Origin of the sequence: Flavobacterium macacae (assembly GCF_003865365.1) — a bacterium.
GTDB classification, from domain to species: domain Bacteria; phylum Bacteroidota; class Bacteroidia; order Flavobacteriales; family Flavobacteriaceae; genus Flavobacterium; species Flavobacterium macacae.
On the sequence record NZ_RQVR01000014.1, the window covers coordinates 10,244 to 28,392 of the forward strand.

Sequence of the window (18,149 nt, forward strand, 5' to 3'; positions counted from 1 at the left end):
GTAAATTTCTGTGGTTTTACTGCTGCTATGTCCCAATAATTCTTGAATATATCTCAGATCGGTACCGCTTTCCAAAAGATGCGTAGCATAACTATGCCTTAGCCAATGCAGTGTAACCGGCTTTTTTATGCCAGCTTTTTCTATTGCTTGCTTTAAAACACTTTGCAAGCTTTTTGCAGAGTACTTCTCTCCTAACAATTGACCTTCAAACAGATAAACAGCAGGTTTATAGATTTTATAATAATTGCGAAGCATATCTAATATCTTTGGGCTTAACGGAGCAATTCGGTCTTTTTTACCTTTTGCGTTTTTAAGCAATACGATATTGCGTTTAGAATCGATATGGACAGGCTTCAAAACTAAAAGTTCGCCACATCGCAATCCACAGCTATAAATCAGGCTCAGCATTGTTTTGTGCTTTATATTGCTGTGCGCTTCTAACAAAGCTTTCACCTCCGCCTTAGACAGCACATTTGGCAATACCTTGTCCCGTTTTGGTCGGTGAATTTTATCAATATCAATCTTTGTTTCTCGTATTGTCTTAAAATAAAGCTTAATCGCATTCGTGATTTGGTTTTGATACGACGCCGAAAAATTATTCTTTAAGATAAATAGATTGTTATACAAAATCACATCATTATTGTCCAGCAATGCCACAGGCTTGTCTTTAAAAAATACTAAAAATGATTTTAAACCCTCAACATAAGTTTTGATGGTATTTTCGCTATATCGTTTGGATCGAAGCCAAAAGGTAAAGTCCTCCAAAGCCTTTACAATCTCTTGAGTCATCCAGATGGCACTTGGTGTTTCAATCTTAAATCTAATTCGATTTTCATCCGTATCTGGCAGATGCCAAAATTGCCTAGATTGGCTCCATCGTGCGCCCTCAAGACTCTTGATCCGTTCGATCAGGCAAAAGTCTTTTTCAAAATAGACCGCAATTCGGCGCTCTTTTTTATACACAATCGGTTTGGCTTCCCATTTCATCAGCTTGGCTTTTAAGTAGATAACACAAAAATACGCAATTTTAAGAAACAAGGCTTAAAAATAGGGCAAGGCCAACTGATTAAATCAAAGTAGGTGCAGGCGCCTTTCAAAAAATGCAAAATACACCACAAAAAAAGCCCCAACAATAGGGGCTTTCAAATTATTTATTTTTCTTTTCTGCTTCTAGCAGGCGCTCGTAAAGTTTTTTGTTCTCTTCGTAAGCTTCAAGCAACTTGTCCAAGGGATTAAAGTTACAGATGTTATGAGAACCTATTGGACCTTGATTTATACTATTGTCGCTAAAACTGTTGAAGTAATTAAAAACGGCGTCTTCACTAAAATTCTTAATAGCTTCAACAGTAATCCCAAGTTCCTTCGCAATCAGCTCCAGCTTGTCATGATCCACATTCTCGCTGTTCTCGATGTTTGAAATCGTCTGCTGGCTCACGCCTATCGCGATGGCCAGTGCTTCCTGCTTGATGCCTCGCAGTTCACGAAGTCGGCTGATATTGCGCCCGACATGTTTGGGTTTAAGTGTAGTGCTCATAATTCAAGGTATTAGGTGTTAGTAGTCGCTGTATCGCAACCCTGCCAAACAAATGTACAAATTTTCTCTAAGATGGCCATTGGTAAAAAACAAATGGCTTCCATCCCGCACCTTTTTCAACAGCAGCGCACAAGACAGTCCCATCGCCCGATGCTCCCTATCCGAGGTAGGGATAGTGTATGGGGAGTGTATGAAAACGCTTATGTAAAATAGAAATCCAGTCAGCCCAAAAAAACACCGCCAGAAATACTGCTTCGTTCTCCATTCACAAACTTAAAATTCACTGAAATCGCAACGCACTTATGGCCAACAACCTTAATTTTGTGTCACTTTGCGAAGAACTTCGCGCATCTTTGCGTTAAAAAAACCTTCCAGAAATTCCTTCCTTAAAAACAAAAAACCACCAAATGAACTAAATCATCTGGTGGCTTTAAAATCAAATAGTATGATTGTTTATATGGAAATGGCAAATCTCTTTTTTAAGATTTTTAGCAAATATATAAAAGATTGCAGTTCATCAACTTGAGGATAATATTTATGATACTGCTTAGGATTGTCATATTCAAAACTATTTTTCTTATCTCCATCCCTGACCTGAACTGCATAGCTTTCACCATCAAGTACAGCCATTATTGATGCTTGACTTTCATATTTTCCGTCCATAGTTTTAATTTTTGCTTTACCTCTTAGTTTATATTTAAAAACTGCTTGTTCTGGAAGATACAATATATCTGAACTTAAAATTTCAAGCCACACATAAGAAAGTTCTTTAGACGATGTTATTTCAATCTTTCTAAAATCATCACTTCCGTCTTCCTGAAGAATAAAATGGCATTCATAATATTCAGATTTCCAAACCAATTCATCATTTTGGTACAATCTAAATAATGAAACGAAATTTATTATATCAGCTTTTCTATAAACTCTTATTTCCTTGCTAGATAAATCTTCCGTGATTCCGATTTTCTTGTTCAACGCTTTATCCAATTGAGCTGAAAGCAACAGGGGAAACAATAATAATGGCAATAAGATTTTAAACATATTCAAAGTTTTGGTCAGTAAAACTATTGAAATAGATTCATAATTAAAACAAAAAACACCAAATGAGCTAAATCACTTGGTGGCAGACAGAGTATCATCACCTCCGGAAAGCTCACGAGAGCACAAAGCCATTAGGCCACTTTCTCTCTATTCAAATCACTATAAGGATAATGTCCGGCGTCTTTCAGCAGGTCGATTAATTTGTCAGTTCCGTTTGCTCTGGCAAAATCCATTTCAGATCGAAACACCTGCAGGCACAAAAGCAGATGGTGGATTCTGTCTGAAATCTGAAAGCCCTTGTAAGCGTCAAATATCAGGCAGGCATTTTCTTCTTGATCGGTTGGCACTTCACAGGTCTCCTTTGGATTCAATACGGCTTGTGAAGAATAATTGCCGATGGTTGTAAACAGACCGCAGATATGTCTTTCGATCTTGTTAAACGGAGTTCCTGAATCTTCAATGTTGTGGTACTTTTCTTTTGTAAAGGCTACAAGTTCATAGGTCCCGATTACATTTGGTTTTGGTCCGTTCCCATCAGGATTCAATAATTCCATTGTCGCAAAACCGGTTCCTTCGATATGCTCTGAAAAATAATACATTCTACTGCACCGCCAATTTCAAAAGGAATGACGGCATGCCCCACCATGTCTTCCATCTTGCCTAAAACGCCTTCAATTGCTTTAGACTTTAAGTCATAACTTGAAATGAATTCTTCTTCAGTGAAGACTTTCTTTTTGCTTCCGAATAAATTTTTAAAAAAGCTCATATAGATGTTTTGGTTTTGGTTAATTAATGATCGCACAGCTTATTCTATAGGAATAATAAGCACAAGCTCTTCAAAAGTAAGAAAAAAGACAACAGATTATGACTTTTTCTCAAGCTGAGGCAAATTCATCGTCACGATTGGGACGCTTGCTCCGGGCGACAACCAGACCCGCAAACAAAACGCCACGAATCTTTGCGAATAACTTTGTGCATCATTACCTTTTAAACCTTTCAGAACTTCCTTAAAAACAAAAAACCACCAAATGAACTAAATCATCTGGTGGTCTTGAACAAAAACAAAATCAATCATAATCCCATTACTGGAACTATCTTATTGCCATCCGCCTCCAAGGGCACGATATAACTCGATAATGGCGCTGTATTGTCTGTATTTATTGTCAATTAAATTCAATTCTGTGTTTAGTGCATTGTCTTTTGCAGTCAATACTTCTAAATAATTTACCAAACCATACGTCAGTAATTCATCAGAATAAGCAGCTGCTTTTTTCAGGGCATCTACTTGTTTTCCACGAATTTCAAGTTTGGCTGTTTCATTATTGTATTGCGCCAAAGCATTGGAAACTTCGTTGCCCGCAGTTAACAAAGATTTCTCAAATTCAAGATAGGCTTGTTGCTGTTGTGCTTTTGCAATTTCATAACGCGACCTGATTTGTCTTCCGTTTAAAATGGGCTGCGTCAAACCGGTAACGATATTGGCAAATAGAGAATTAGCGCTAAACCATTCTTTAATATCAACCGTTTGAAGGCCGCCAGTTGCAGTCAATCTCAAAGTGGGATAAAAGTTGCTTTTTGCCACGTTAGTCTGCTCAAATAATGAGATCAAATTGTATTCTGCTGCAATCACATCAGGACGATTGCGCAACAAAGTCGCAGGAACGCCCAGCGTAATTTCGGGTTGCATTACTTGTGCGTCAAGCGTGCTTCTTTCAATTTTTCCTGGAACCTGGCCTAAAAGAACGCTCAATGTATTTTCAAGAGTAATCACGCTTTGTTTCAAGTCAGCGATAATGATTTCTGTAGCATATTTTTGTGCTTCAGTTTGCTTCACGCCCACTTCATTCACGTTCCCGGCATCTTTTAAAGCAAGAATTACTTCAATACTTTCGTTTCTGTTGATAAGTGTTTCTTCAGCTAATTTAATTTGGGCATCAACTGCAAGTAATTGGTAATAAGTCGAAGCAATGCTTGAAATCAATTGCGTTTTCACAGCTTGGTTGGCAGCTATTGTTTGCAAATAAGCCGCATTGGTTGCACGTTTATTGCTTCTGATTTTTCCCCAAATATCTGCTTCCCAGCCCAGCGTTCCTGTCAATTGGTATTGATCTACATTGGTTCTTCCGCCACCAGAACTGAACAAAGCGCCTAACTGGCTATTCTTAGAAAGTTCTTGGTGTGTCCAATCCGCACCTGCAGAAAATGTTGGCAAGTAACCTGCTTTTCCTTGTTTCATGGTTGCTTCTGCAGCAGCGATGTTTTGCATTGCAATTCTAATATCTAAATTATTTTGCAATCCTGTTTTAATATAGCCTTGTAACGTTGGGTCAGTAAATACTTTGTCCCAAGAAACATTGGCCATTGAAGTAGTATCCGCAGACACCACTTCAGTTCTGTATAAATTCTCTGTCTTTAATTCTGGCCTGTCGTATTTTTTTGCGACGAAACACGATTGCATTACCGTTCCAAGAACGACAACCATGGCAATTTTATATATTTTATTTTTCATATTCTTCGTCTAAAAGTATAACATCAGATTCATTTTGTCCTTCTTCAAAAGGCTTTCCAGAAATTCTTTCCTGCAGGCTTTGGAAGATCACAAACAAGATTGGAATAACAAACACTCCTAAAATTGTTCCTACTAACATACCGCCCACAGCTCCCATACCGATAGATCTATTTCCGACAGCACCAACTCCTGTGGATAAAGCCAATGGCAATAAACCGAAGATAAAGGCAAGAGAAGTCATCAAAATCGGACGAAGACGTGCTTTTGCCCCTTCAATTGCCGCTTGTGTCAGATCCATTCCGTGTTTTCGCCTTTGGATGGCAAACTCCACAATAAGGATCGCATTTTTCGCTAAGAGTCCTATAAGCATGATCAAGGCAACTTGGAAATAAATGTTGTTTTCAAGTCCTGCTAATTTCACAAAGCCAATAGCTCCGGCAATTCCGACAGGCAATGAAAGCAATACAGATAATGGCACCAAGTAACTTTCGTATTGTGCACTTAACAAGAAATACACAAAAATCAAGCTCAACAAGAAGACGCCCGCAGCTTGGCTTCCTGCCAAGATTTCCTCACGTGTCATTCCTGAGAATTCATAGGTATATGTTTTTGGCAAATGTTTCTCTGCTGTTTCTTGGATGGCTTTAATCGCATCACCTGAACTAAATCCTGGATTTGCCTTACCATTCACGTTTACGGCTTTTAACAAATTGAAACGGGCTACAGCTTCTGGCCCATAAATTCTTTTAAAATCAATGAATTGGCTGATAGCCACTTGCTGGCCCTGGCCATTTTTGATGTAAATATTATTGATGGATTCTGGCGTAGCTCTTTCTTCTGCTTTTGCTTGAATCATTACACGGTATTGTTTACCAAATTTATTGAAATCTGTCGTGTATAAGCCACCATAATAACCTTGCATCGTGTTAAAAATATCGGTAACAGAAACTCCAGCATCTTTGGCTCTTTCCACATTGATATCCATTTGATATTGTGGGAAAGTGGGGTTAAAATTGGTCATCGCATATTGAATTTCTGGACGTTTCATCAACTCCCCAAGAAATTCATTGCTCACTTTACTAACTGTTGCCCAATCATCATCGCCTTTGTCTTGGATTTTCATCTCAAAACCATCGGCTGTACCAAAACCTTGCACACTCGGTGGCGTGAAAAATAAGGCGCGGGCATCTTTAAAGTGAGCCGTTCTTCCGAACAATTCACCAACGATTGCATCTACGGATTGATTGGCTTCCTTACGATGCTCCCAGTCTTTTAATTTGATTACGGTAAAGGCATAGGAACCCCCATTCACGCTATTCAGCAAACTGAATCCCACAACGCTCATTCGTGCTTCTACCATATCCATAGATCCTAAAATAGAATCTAATTCATTGACTGCCAATTGCGTTTTCTCTAAAGTGGTTCCTGGAGGAAGCGTTAAATCGGCCATAATGATACCCCTGTCTTCATTCGGGATAAATCCAGAAGGAGTCGTTTGGAACAATAATATTGTAATTCCAGAAAATACTAATAAAGCAACAACTGTAATCCATTTTTTTCTTGCCAAGAATCCAAGAGACTTGACATATTTATTGTTCATTTTATCAAAACCAGTATTGAAAGCCAAGAAAAATCTGTCTTTCAAATTCTTTTTGTGGTGATCGCCATCTTTGTGAGGCTTCAAGAAAAGCGCACACAAAGCCGGGCTCAGCGTCAAGGCATTTACGGCAGAAATCAAAATGGAAATTGCCAAAGTGATTGCAAACTGCTGATAGAAAACTCCCGAGGGACCGCTCAAGAACGATACCGGAATAAATACCGCAGACATCACCAAAGTAATCGAGATGATGGCACCGGAGATTTCACTCATCGCAGAAAGCGTTGCTTCTTTACCTGATTTTGCTCCTTCATCTAATTTGGCATGCACCGCCTCGACGACGACAATCGCATCATCGACGACAATACCAATCGCCAGAATCATTGCGAACAAAGTCAACATGTTGATTGAGAATCCAAATATTTGCAAGAAGAAAAAAGTACCTATAATTGCCACCGGAACCGCAATTGCCGGAATTAACGTCGATCTAAAATCTTGCAAGAAGATGTAAACCACAATAAATACCAAGATAAAAGCTTCAATCAATGTAGCAATTACCTTGCTGATCGATGCGTCAAGGAACGTTTTTGTATTAAACGGAATTACATAGTCCACTCCTTTTGGGAAATTTGGTTTTGTTTCTTCCAAAATAGTCATTACTTCGGTAATAATATCTTGTGCATTGGAACCAGAAGTTTGGAAAACCCCAACGGCAACACCTTGTTTACCCATTGCGATATTCTTGGTTCCATAATTGAAACCGCCTAATTCAACTGTTGCAACATCTTTTAGGTGAAGGAAATTTCCGTTACCTGTCGCTTTTACAACTATATTTTCATAATCAGCAATTTCAGAAAGTCTTCCCTTGTATTTGATTACATATTCATAAACACCATCGGCATTTTCACCAAATTTACCCGGAGCAGCTTCCACATTTTGCTCTTGCAAAGCGGCCTGGATGTCTTTTGGCTGTACGCCATAAGTAGCCATTTTTTCAGGATCGATCCAAATCCTCATGGAGTAATCTTTGGCACCGAAGACGTTTACTTGACCAACACCTTTAACACGCTGTAATTTTGGAACTAAGTTGATTTTCGCATAATTCTGAATATAGGTTTCATCAAAATCATTATTATTGGAATACAATGCAAAGAACATCAAAGCGCTCGTTTGGCTTTTTAAAGTTGTAACTCCGGTTTGAACCACGGCTTGAGGTAATTTTGAAGTGGCACGAGACACACGATTTTGAACGTTTACCGCCGCAATATCGGGATCAACTCCCAATTCAAAATAAACAGAAATTTTTGCAGAACCGTCATTGGCCGCAGAAGAAGTCATATAAGTCATTCCTTCCACACCATTGATTTCTTCTTCCAAAGGAATCACGACGCTATTTAGCACCGTTTCTGCATTCGCTCCAGTGTATGTTGCAGTTACCTGAACTGTTGGAGGCGCGATTTCAGGATACTGTTCCACTGGTAAAGACATCAATCCAAGAACCCCAAGAATGGTGATCAGGATCGAAATTACCGTCGAGAGAACAGGTCTTTCTATAAAAGTTTTTAACATCTTGAGATTTATTTTTTAGCGGGAGTACTAGTTGTTGATACTGAATCTTTTGTTGCAGGAGCTTGCTCATTTGCTGGAGCTGGCGCTTGTTTTTGAACATCTTGAGGAACAATTTCCATATCGTCTCTTAATTTAGACGCACCTTCAATAACAACCATTTCGCCTTGTTGGATACCATCAGTAACGATGAAATTCAATTCAGAAGTTCCGTTTGTAGTTACAATTCTTGATTTCACTTTGTTTCCTTTTTCAACAACATAAAGTGTCTGTTTTCCCTGCACTTCAAAAATTGCATTTTGAGGCACAAGCATTACCTCTTTTTGGACAATTGGCAAACGAACAATTCCTGAAGAACCGCTTCTCAAAAGACCTTGTGGGTTATTGAATTCCGCTCTGAATTGTGTTGTTCCCGTTGTAGGGTTAACCAATCCGTTCATTGTTGCTATTTTTCCTTTTTGGTCGTATTCTGAACCGTCAACCAACAAAAGTGAAACTTCTGGCGCTGCTTTTAATTTTTCTGCCGTTGTTGCTCCTTTAAAAGTCTTGTTGAAGAAAAGCAATTGTTTTTCGTTCATAGAAAAGTAAGCACGGACAATTTTAGTGTCAGAAACCGTTGTCAAAGGCATTTCGCTCGTTGAACTAACCAAACTTCCTTCTCTAAAAGGAAGACTTCCGATAACCCCATTTACTGGAGAAACGATGGTTCCAAAACCAATGTTAGCAGCTATTGCGCCGTAAGCACTTTTTGCTTGCGCTAATCTAGCTTTAGCCGTTTCTAATTGCACTTCACTGATGATTTTTCTGTCCACCAATGGTTTCAAGCGGTCTACTTCCACTTGAGCTGCCTTTACAGTTGCTTGCGCTGCTGCCGCATCTTGGTTTTGCGTTTGCGTTTCTAGTTTGAAAAGCAATTGTCCCTTTCTGACTACTTGACCTTCGTCAACATATATTTTTTGGATAAATCCATTTACTTTTGGGCGAATTTCCACATTTTGCTGTCCTTCAAGATTGGCAGTATAATCTTGATAAACAACCGCATCTTGCTTGACTATTGTCTGCACCGGAAACGGAACCGGACCTTGTGGCCCTTGCGCCTGTTCTTGTTTTTTACCACACGATGCTAAAACTACTACTGCAATTAAAGCACTAAAGATCGACTTCTTCTTCATTCGAATTTATATAATAGGGGTTTGTTACTTGTTCTATTTTTCTATTTTGTCTAATTTCTTAATTGTTTTACTTAAAAAACTTTCAAACTCAATAACGTGATCTTGATATACTTTTAACATTTCAAGATTGGAACATTGAATTGGGTTTTCGGTAGTTTTCTTTCTGTAATCCAACATTCTTTTTACCATTTTCTTTTCATCAAGAACAATCTGCAGATAAGTGCGCATTCGATCTCCAAAAGAAGAAGGCTTATAGTATTTCTTTCTGTCGCCTGCTAACGTGTGATATTCTAATTTGCCCATTTTCAGCAAAAGGGTTAAATTGGTAGATACCGAACTTTTACTGGCTCCTAATTTGAAAACTAAATCATCGAAAGTCAATCCTGATTTGCAATTTTCTACAATTAACAATGAAAGTATTCTTGCGGAAAGTGGCGAAAGTCGATGGTGTGTTTCAAAATGAATTCCAAACATCTCAATCAATTCTTCTTTTTCCTCTTGCATATTTGACATTATGTAAAATTTCCTGCAAAGATACTTTTTGGTTCTTTAATCACCGAACCAAACGAACTTAAATTTGTGTTAAATAATCTTTAAGAAAATAAATCATAAAAAAAGGCCTTCATTTCTGAAGACCTTTTTTACTTTATTTGATAATTTCTATACTTACTTTTAATGCTCCTTGGTTTTTATTTTCTGCAATATCCATAAACGCTTTTTTTGAAAGGTCGATATCTCTACCCGGAACCCAGGGTCCTCTGTCATTTATTTCGACAATTACTGATTTAGAATTGACTTTATTGGTGACTCTTACTTTTGTACCAAATGGCAATTTTCGGTGTGCAGCAGTCAATTTACTATTGCTGAATTTTTCTCCGTTTGCCGTTTTTCTCCCGTTAAATTTATCGGCATAATAAGAAGCATGCGCGTTCTTTTTATACATTTTTCCGGAGACAGATTTGCTTGAAGAACAGCTTGTCAAAACGCTTCCAAGAACCAATAACAAAAGTAAAACCTTGCTTTTCATAATCTATTTTATTCAATAATATCAATGGTAACAACCAAATGCCCACCATATTTGTTTGAGGCAATTTCCATAAAGGACTTTTTGGTCAAATCAATATCTCTGCCTTTGGTAAACGGCCCTCTATCTGTAATTTCTACCACAACTGACTTACCGTTTTTTTCATTTGTAACGCGAACTTTAGTCCCAAAAGGTAATTTTCTGTGGGCTGCAGTATATTTTTGGTTGTTAAAAATCCTACCACTTGCCGTTTTTCTTCCTGTAAATTTGTCAGCATAATAAGACGCGTGTGCATTTTTTTTAAATAACTTATACTTTTTTGTATCTGCCAATTTAAGGCTATCCGCAACAGCTATTTTTTTTACAGAATCTTTTGGTATTTCTAATTTCACTTGTGGAAACTTTTGAAACTCCTTATCATTACTGGAAAAACCGCTGGAAAAAATCAAAGCAATAAAGCACAACAATAGAATTGTAGTCTTATACTTCATAATAAACTTTTTTGTGTTTGGCCAATTCATCTTACAATTACTATACCCAAAATTAAAAAAAGCCCTATTTTAGAGCTTCTTTGATATTATCCAATCCAATTTCCCCAAGGAATCATTGCCAATAACAATATCAAACCTAGTGCATAAAAAATGGCTATTTTTTTGAATTTTTTGCTTTCTTCAGCTCTCTTATGAGTGCTCCAACCCACTGTAATTAAAACTATTGCTATAATGTTAGTTACCGGATGCTCCACTGCAAGTTTTCGAAGTCCTTCATTTGACATCACGGCTTTCATACCGCTTTTAAAAGCATCCATTCCGTTTGGAGAAACAAAATATAAAATAAGCCCAAAAATAAATTGAATGTGTGTTGCTATAAGTGCAAAGAGTGCAATTCTTCTGTCTTTTGGTTTGAATTCATTTTTCGCTGAAATTCCGATTAATGAATTAATTACCGCAATTGCGATCGTGATTAAAGCTACGTATGCAATACCTGAGTGCGCTTCTAAAATAATTTTGTAAGTATCCATGTTAAATTTGTTTTTACAAATATATCCAAAAAATGAATTTTCTTAAAATTAAGTACTGACGGGTATCTTAATTCATAATCAGTCCAAATTACAAAAATAAATTTTAACAATTAACATTTCTTTAATTCAATTGTAAAGAAAATTCAAGTACAAAAACTTAAATTTGCGGTTAAATGCTAAAAAAAGTCAAACATATAATTTTCTTGTGCCTGTTCTTGTTTGGTTTACAATATGTAGCCAATGATAAGAAGGACGTGTCATTTTCTAATTTTGAAATAAAAAGTTATAGTTTAAAAAGAAATTCCAAAAGCATTACAAAACCAGAAAAAGAAAGAGCTACTTTTAGTTCACTTGATAAACTTCACAAGAAAAAAAGATTCTCAAGAACACACTATAATACTATTGCAGGCCTGTCAAAATGCAATGGCCTTAATCTAATTCTGGGTGTTTTTTCTTGTTCAAAATTTTCGCTTTTTGACAGTTCGAAATTTCATAAAAATTTTTCGAATTACACTTTCAACAATTCTTTTTGCCATAGAAAACTTCTTTCTATTTTTTACTCCTTTCAAGCTTTTTGGTAAACATTTAATTTGATTATTCGTTTAGAACCTGAAATTTAGGTTCTGCAAAACATGTAAACTATTAAATTTTTCCAACAATGAATGAAGTTAAACAAACGGCAGCAGAAGCCTCCCATCATCTTTATCCCCTGATCAGTGATTTGGGCTTAATTTTGATGACTGCTGCAGTTGCCATTTTACTTTTTAAAAAAATAAAACAGCCATTGGTTCTTGGCTATTTAATTGCCGGATTTCTCGCCGGACCTTATTTTACCCTATTTCCATCGGTACAGGACAAACACAATGTGGAAGTTTGGGCAGAAATAGGCGTTATTATTTTATTATTCACCCTAGGTTTAGAATTCAGTTTCAAGAAGCTGATGAAAGTGGGCGGAACAGCTTCTGTCACGGCATCAGTACAAATTGTTTCGATGGTCTTCCTCGGCTATTGGGCCGGCCAGTTTATGGGCTGGTCTTCTATGGACAGTATTTTTTTGGGAGCTATTTTATCCATGTCTTCCACCACAATTATTCTTCGTGCATTTGATGAATTGGGCGTAAAAGGCCAAAAATTTGCAGGAATTGTTTTTGGCGCCTTGATTGTAGAAGATATCGTGGCCATTTTAATGATGGTTTTACTTTCTACCATTGCCGTCAGCCAGCAGTTCTCAGGAATGGAATTAGTGGAATCCGTCTTAAAATTGGTTTTCTTCTTGATATTATGGTTTGTTGGGGGAATTTTCTTCATTCCGACATTATTGAAAAAAGCGAAAAATCTTTTAAGCGACGAAACTTTACTGATTGTTTCGTTGGCTTTGTGTTTGATGATGGTTATTTTGGCAACAATGGCTGGGTTTTCTCCGGCACTTGGCGCATTCATTATGGGTTCTATCATTGCTGAAACCACAAAAGCAGAACGCATTGAACACTTGGTCAAACCCGTAAAAGATTTATTCGGAGCCGTTTTCTTCGTTTCCGTCGGAATGCTTATCAATCCTGACACTTTAGTAGAATATGCCTGGCCAGTTATTATCATTACGTTACTGACCATTTTTGGAAAAACTATAAGTTCCACTATTGGGGCCTTGATTTCGGGACAACCTTTAAAACAGTCGGTCCAAACCGGAATGAGCTTGGCACAAATTGGGGAATTTTCATTTATCATTGCCACTTTAGGGATGACGCTTGGCGTGACCAGCAATTTCTTATATCCAATTATAGTCGCCGTTTCAGCCATTTCAACGTTCACGACGCCCTTTATGATTAAGCTATCCATCCCGGCCTACAACAAATTGGTCAAAATCCTTCCAGATAAATTTATAAAGGGGATTGAAAGCTATAGTTCAAGTTCGCAAACCATTAAAGCCACGAGCAACTGGGTGTTGTTTGTGAGAGCCAGCATTATTCAGATCATCATCCATTCGGTTTTGATTATCGCCTTAATTTTGCTTTCTTCAAGAGTTCTGCTTCCGATGGTCAACGGTTCACAATGGGCAAATGTGGCCATTGCCACCGCCACTTTATTATGCATCGCTCCTTTTTTATACGCTTTGGCTTTACGTCAAGTAGCTACCAAAGCACTGAGCGACTTAAAAGCGGAAAACAAATTCAGGGCGCCGATTCGAATCGTAAATTTAATCCGGATCCTTTTTGGTGTTTTTTTCATTGGCTTTTTGCTGAACAGCTTCTTTTCGAGCCTTATTGCATTCGGGGCAGTTGTAGTCTTTGTCTTTGTTTACATGGCTTTTCCAAAGAGACTGCAGCTTTTTTACGAAAGGATTGAAAGTCGATTTATACAGAATTTTAATGACCGCGAAAATCAGGAAGCGACCAACAGCAAGCACGAATTGTCTCCTTGGGATGCCCACATGACAACTTTTGAAATCGATGCTGATTTAAATATCGTCGGAAAACCGCTGCACGAATTAAAATTGAGAGAAAAAATTGGGGTAAATATTGCCGCAATTAAACGCGGTAGCTTTACGATAAATGTTCCGAGCCGAAACGAACAGCTTTTCCCGAATGACATTTTATATATCATTGGAACCGACAGGCAGATTGACAAATTTAAGGTTTATGTGAACCAAAGCAAGGTTACAGTTCCAGAAAATGATGCCGAAACCGTATTGAAAAACTTTGAACTGAAGAATGAAAATTTTATTGGAAAAACCATCCGAGAATCGCAATTGCGAGAGAAGACCAATGGTTTGGTTGTGGGAATTGAGCGCGACGGACAGCGAATGATGAACCCCGAAAGCCACGTTATTTTAGAAAAAAATGACATCATTTGGATCGTGGGCGACAAAAAAAGAATGAACCTTATTACCTTAAATACAAACTAGAATTACTTATTTTAATTACATTTCATAATGGAAAATTTTGATTGGAAACAGCTTATTAACCCCGAATTCTACATATCAATGGAAATTGGAGGCGTCAGCATTGGGCTTTTTGTGGTGCTTTTTATCGTTTTTGCAGAAACTGGCCTTTTTGCCGGATTTTTTCTTCCGGGAGACAGCTTGCTTTTCTTGGCAGGAATTTACAGTCGCGAATTAATAGAAAATATAACTTATATAGAGAGTGATTTTGGAAACGTAGCTTTACTTTCCACGCTTGTCGCACTTTCCGGAATTGTTGGAAACTCTGTTGGATATTGGTTCGGAGCCAAAAGCGGTTGGTATTTATATAAAAAAGAAGATAGCTTTTGGTGGAAGAAAAAATACTTGGAACAATCTCGTGTTTTCTTTGAAAAATATGGCGGGAAAGCAATTATCATTGCTCGTTTTATGCCCATCTTGAGAACTTTTGCGCCGATCATTGCCGGAATTGTACAAATGGACAAAAAACGTTTTATGTTTTACAACATCTTAAGTTCGGTTATCTGGGCATTTGGCTTGATTATGGCGGGACACTATTTATATGGCTTCTTCTTGTCAGAATTTGATATCGATTTGAAGAAACATATTGAAATTATTATCATCATTATCGTTTTGATTACAACGGTTCCAGTGGTAGTTAAATTCATAAAAGGAAACAAAGAAGAAACTCCGAAGGAAGATATTTAATTAAAGAAAAGCAGCTGATAAAGAGGCTTCTTTACAAAATCATCAAGTAAAAAAGGGACAGAAATCTATCTGTCCCTTTTTTATTGTCCAATTCTTAATTCTGGTAGCAATAATGCGCAACCTTGATTTATCTGAACGCGCTCAGGCACCGCTTATTGCTCGTTTAAATTCTTTCTGCAGGCCATACAAACAATAAAAAAGCCTCCCAAAAATGAGAGGCTTTATTTACAAAACTAAAGTATCTACCTAAAAATTGTATCTAATTGTAAAATTCCAAGTTCTTCCAAAACCGTAGTAACCTTGGTTAGCATCTGCTAAACCATTGATCAGTCTTCCTTCTGATTCGTATGTACGCATGTCTGTAGCAACATTTGGATTTATTCTATCCGTTGTTTTGATATTAGTGCTTAACTCGGAAAGATAAATATTGTGTAACAAGTTATTCATGTTAAATCTGAAATAAACTGATTTTGACTTGTCCGCTCCAACTAACATTTTATATGACAAACCAGCATCAACGATTCCGTAAGAAGGCAATTCAAGATTGTTTTTAACTGCTCCTACTCTTGAATATACTTTTTCATAGTATCTGTAATCAGCGTCCACTGAAAATCTTTCCATGATTTCATATTTAAAACCTGCTCCTGCAGATACTTGAGCTGCATCACCTACTTTTCCACCATCAACATCAGTTATTGCTCTAGAAAGTACGTTTCTGTCTTCATCTCTCACTGTTTTAGCTGCATTTCCTTTGTATTCCCAATCTCCAAGAGATAAGAAACCCCTTAAATCTAAATTTGGTAATGGTTTTGCCACAACATCAACCTCAATACCTGAGTGCAATTGTTCTACACCTTCATTTGTTGTATAAATTTGATTTCCAACTGGAACTACAATTGATCCAAAATCATCATCTTCTGTTGCTGCTCTTGAATTTGTTGTAACTCTATCTTTCCATGAAGTTCTATAAGCATTTACATTCGCTGAGAAATATTGACTTTTAAAGCTATAACCTGCCTCAAGGCCAAGTATCTTTTCATTGTTTGTTAATGGATTGATAAGGTTTGTAAAGTTCAAATAAATATTATCGTGGTAAGGTTGACGTGAGTAATAACCCGCATTCACATAAAATGAGTTCTGCTCATTAAGATTAAAGCTACCTCCAGCTTTAACATTAAATCCTGTATTATTTACTTTTTCAGAATCTTCAAATTGTGCAAGGTAATCATATCTGTCAAATCTTTGGTGAGATTGTGTTGAAACGGCACCTTGGACAAACACTGAAAACATATCGTTTGAATATTCCATTTGTCCAAAAAAGCCTCCATAAGAAATTCTTTCACTATTGTCATAGTCAATTCTTTGATCTTCACCAAGACTGTTAAAAGTTGCTCCCCAAGGATTAACGCCCATTGATTCTGTAATTGTATTTGTTGCCGTTGCACCAGGAACACTGTTCCCATCACGCAAACCTCTTGATTCTGTCCAGCTATTTAATCCTAAGAAATTTTCAGCTTGACGGAAGTGCGTTCCATAATAAGTTCTTAAGTCAGCTCCTAAATTAAAAACTAAATTTTCACTGATCTCATGTTTATAATTTGTAACCAAACCATACCAGTTGTGATTGTTAACAGATGAACGGATTAAGTAAGACTGTCCATCACCTTGAACCCCGTCACCAACTGCTAAGTTTCTATCTCTGATCGCGTCAAAATCAATTTGACCGTTTGATTTAATTGCAGAAGCTCCATAATTTCCTGTTCCACCACCTCGTCCCCATGATGCATAAAGAACTGTTGACAATTCAGATTTGTCATTGATAGCCCAGTCCCAGTTTAAATTGGCAACTGGCTTGTGGTAAAAATTTGTTCTTTCAGATTGGTATTTCCCGTTTAAAGTTCCCCAGTTACCGTTATATTTTCTACCATAAGTCTGGTAATCAGAAAGTCTTTTTGTAAAGTTTTGATCGTGCTCTTGAGGAGCTCCCGTAATCAAAAAGTTTAAGTTGTGTTTTTCAGAAGGCTTATATCCAAAAGAGATGAAATAATTTTGTCCCTGACCGCGAGTTCCATCATTATATCCATCACCTTGCCAGTGGGTAAACAAGACGCTCACACCAAATTTTCCATTGATCAAACCGGTGTTGTAAGCAGCAGTAGTTTTTAAATAATCATCATTTGCAACTCCTGCAGAAACAAAACCACCTTCTCTCATCGAAGTCGCTTTTGTTATAAAGTTCACCGTTCCTCCCACAGAAGAAATCGCTAATTTTGAAGAACCTAAACCTCTTTGAATTTGAATTGCATTAGCAATATCTGACATTCCTGACCAGTTTGACCAATACATCAAACCATCTTCCATACCATTAATTGGCTGACCATTCAATAAGTAAGCCGTATTATCTTGTGTAAAACCACGTACCGTTATTTTTGAATCTCCAAAACCTCCTGCTTGACCAGTTACATAAACTGATGGCGTATTTACCATAGTTTGGGTAATATCAGCACTACCAACTTTGTCTTGAATTTCTGCAGCTGTCAGCGTGGAAACTGCAATTGGTGTTTTTCTATCTTTTGCCAAATCGATAATACCTCGCCCCACAACCAACACTTCATCCAACTGACTTGCATCCGTTTCTAAATTCAATGTTCCCAAATCAACATTTGTTCCCGAGAATGCAATTGTTTTTGTAATATATCCCATAAAAGAAATAACAACTTCTCCAGATGTTTTTGAAGTCACTAAAGTAAATTTTCCATCGATGTCAGTTGAAGTTCCATCTGTTGTCCCTTTTACGCTAACATTCGCCCCAGGGAGTGAACCTCCAAGTTGAGGATCATTTACCGTTCCGGTAATTTTTGTTTGAGAAATAGCTGATGAAACTGCAAATAAAAGCAGAAAAGCCAGCATCAATTTTTTAAATTGTTTCATTTTGTTGTTGTTTATTTAATTTCGAAACAAAGGTCATATAACTAAAATTTTCAAATGTTAAGCCAGAGTTAAAAAAAAGCAATCTCATTCAGAATCAATACATAACAGCCTTAATTATATAAATAAAAC

Annotated in this window: 15 protein-coding genes; 2 read left to right on the forward strand and 13 right to left on the reverse strand. The window is 37.2% G+C overall.

Annotation, left to right across the window (positions count from 1 at the left end; genetic code table 11):
- The 12 genes from EG849_RS12020 to EG849_RS12070 form a co-directional block, all read right to left on the reverse strand.
- The coding region (locus tag EG849_RS12020; RefSeq protein WP_125013402.1) for a tyrosine-type recombinase/integrase at positions 1–987 on the reverse strand (987 nt) is incomplete at its 3' end.
- Positions 988–1,147: 160 nt separating this feature from the next.
- A complete protein-coding gene (locus EG849_RS12025) occupies positions 1,148–1,534 on the reverse strand; it encodes a helix-turn-helix domain-containing protein (RefSeq protein WP_125013333.1) in 387 nt (128 codons plus the stop codon).
- Between the two features lie 453 nt (positions 1,535–1,987).
- Positions 1,988–2,575: a hypothetical protein gene (locus EG849_RS12030; protein WP_125013334.1), complete on the reverse strand. Its 588-nt coding sequence runs from the start codon at positions 2,573–2,575 to the stop codon at positions 1,988–1,990.
- Between the two features lie 131 nt (positions 2,576–2,706).
- The gene (locus EG849_RS12035) at positions 2,707–3,174 is read right to left on the reverse strand and encodes a suppressor of fused domain protein (protein ID WP_199732288.1); all 468 of its coding nucleotides are present in this window, start codon (positions 3,172–3,174) and stop codon (positions 2,707–2,709) included.
- Positions 3,117–3,341: a hypothetical protein gene (locus tag EG849_RS15735; RefSeq protein WP_199732290.1), complete on the reverse strand. Its 225-nt coding sequence runs from the start codon at positions 3,339–3,341 to the stop codon at positions 3,117–3,119. Before EG849_RS15735 ends, EG849_RS12035 begins: the two co-directional genes overlap by 58 nt.
- A 330-nt stretch (positions 3,342–3,671) precedes the next feature.
- Positions 3,672–5,084 carry a TolC family protein gene (locus EG849_RS12040; protein WP_125013335.1) on the reverse strand — a complete coding sequence of 471 codons (1,413 nt, stop codon included), beginning with the start codon at positions 5,082–5,084 and terminating at the stop codon, positions 3,672–3,674.
- Positions 5,074–8,250: an efflux RND transporter permease subunit gene (locus EG849_RS12045; protein WP_125013336.1), complete on the reverse strand. Its 3,177-nt coding sequence runs from the start codon at positions 8,248–8,250 to the stop codon at positions 5,074–5,076. The genes EG849_RS12040 and EG849_RS12045 overlap by 11 nt, the downstream gene beginning before the upstream one ends.
- Before the next feature lie 8 nt (positions 8,251–8,258).
- Positions 8,259–9,419 (reverse strand): efflux RND transporter periplasmic adaptor subunit, encoded by a 1,161-nt coding sequence (locus EG849_RS12050; protein WP_125013337.1) that lies wholly within the window; start codon positions 9,417–9,419, stop codon positions 8,259–8,261.
- A 33-nt stretch (positions 9,420–9,452) separates the two neighbouring features.
- A complete protein-coding gene (locus tag EG849_RS12055; RefSeq protein WP_125013338.1) occupies positions 9,453–9,932 on the reverse strand; it encodes a GbsR/MarR family transcriptional regulator in 480 nt (159 codons plus the stop codon).
- 133 nt (positions 9,933–10,065) lie between these two features.
- The gene (locus EG849_RS12060) at positions 10,066–10,446 is read right to left on the reverse strand and encodes a septal ring lytic transglycosylase RlpA family protein (protein ID WP_125013339.1); all 381 of its coding nucleotides are present in this window, start codon (positions 10,444–10,446) and stop codon (positions 10,066–10,068) included.
- 8 nt (positions 10,447–10,454) lie between these two features.
- On the reverse strand, positions 10,455–10,934 hold the full coding sequence (locus EG849_RS12065) for a septal ring lytic transglycosylase RlpA family protein (RefSeq protein ID WP_125013340.1): 480 nt from the start codon (positions 10,932–10,934) through the stop codon (positions 10,455–10,457).
- 86 nt (positions 10,935–11,020) lie between these two features.
- Entirely contained in the window at positions 11,021–11,464 is a 444-nt protein-coding gene (locus EG849_RS12070; RefSeq protein ID WP_125013341.1) for a hypothetical protein, read from the reverse strand.
- A 658-nt stretch (positions 11,465–12,122) separates the two neighbouring features.
- On the opposite strand from EG849_RS12070, the gene EG849_RS12075 reads away from it, so the two are divergent.
- Positions 12,123–14,366: a cation:proton antiporter domain-containing protein gene (locus EG849_RS12075; RefSeq protein ID WP_125013342.1), complete on the forward strand. Its 2,244-nt coding sequence runs from the start codon at positions 12,123–12,125 to the stop codon at positions 14,364–14,366.
- 27 nt (positions 14,367–14,393) lie between these two features.
- Positions 14,394–15,089 carry a DedA family protein gene (locus tag EG849_RS12080; RefSeq protein WP_125013343.1) on the forward strand — a complete coding sequence of 232 codons (696 nt, stop codon included), beginning with the start codon at positions 14,394–14,396 and terminating at the stop codon, positions 15,087–15,089.
- A 246-nt stretch (positions 15,090–15,335) separates the two neighbouring features.
- Here the strand turns inward: EG849_RS12080 and EG849_RS12085 are convergent, their stop codons facing one another.
- Entirely contained in the window at positions 15,336–18,020 is a 2,685-nt protein-coding gene (locus tag EG849_RS12085; RefSeq protein WP_125013344.1) for a TonB-dependent receptor, read from the reverse strand.
- Positions 18,021–18,149 lie beyond the last annotated feature (129 nt).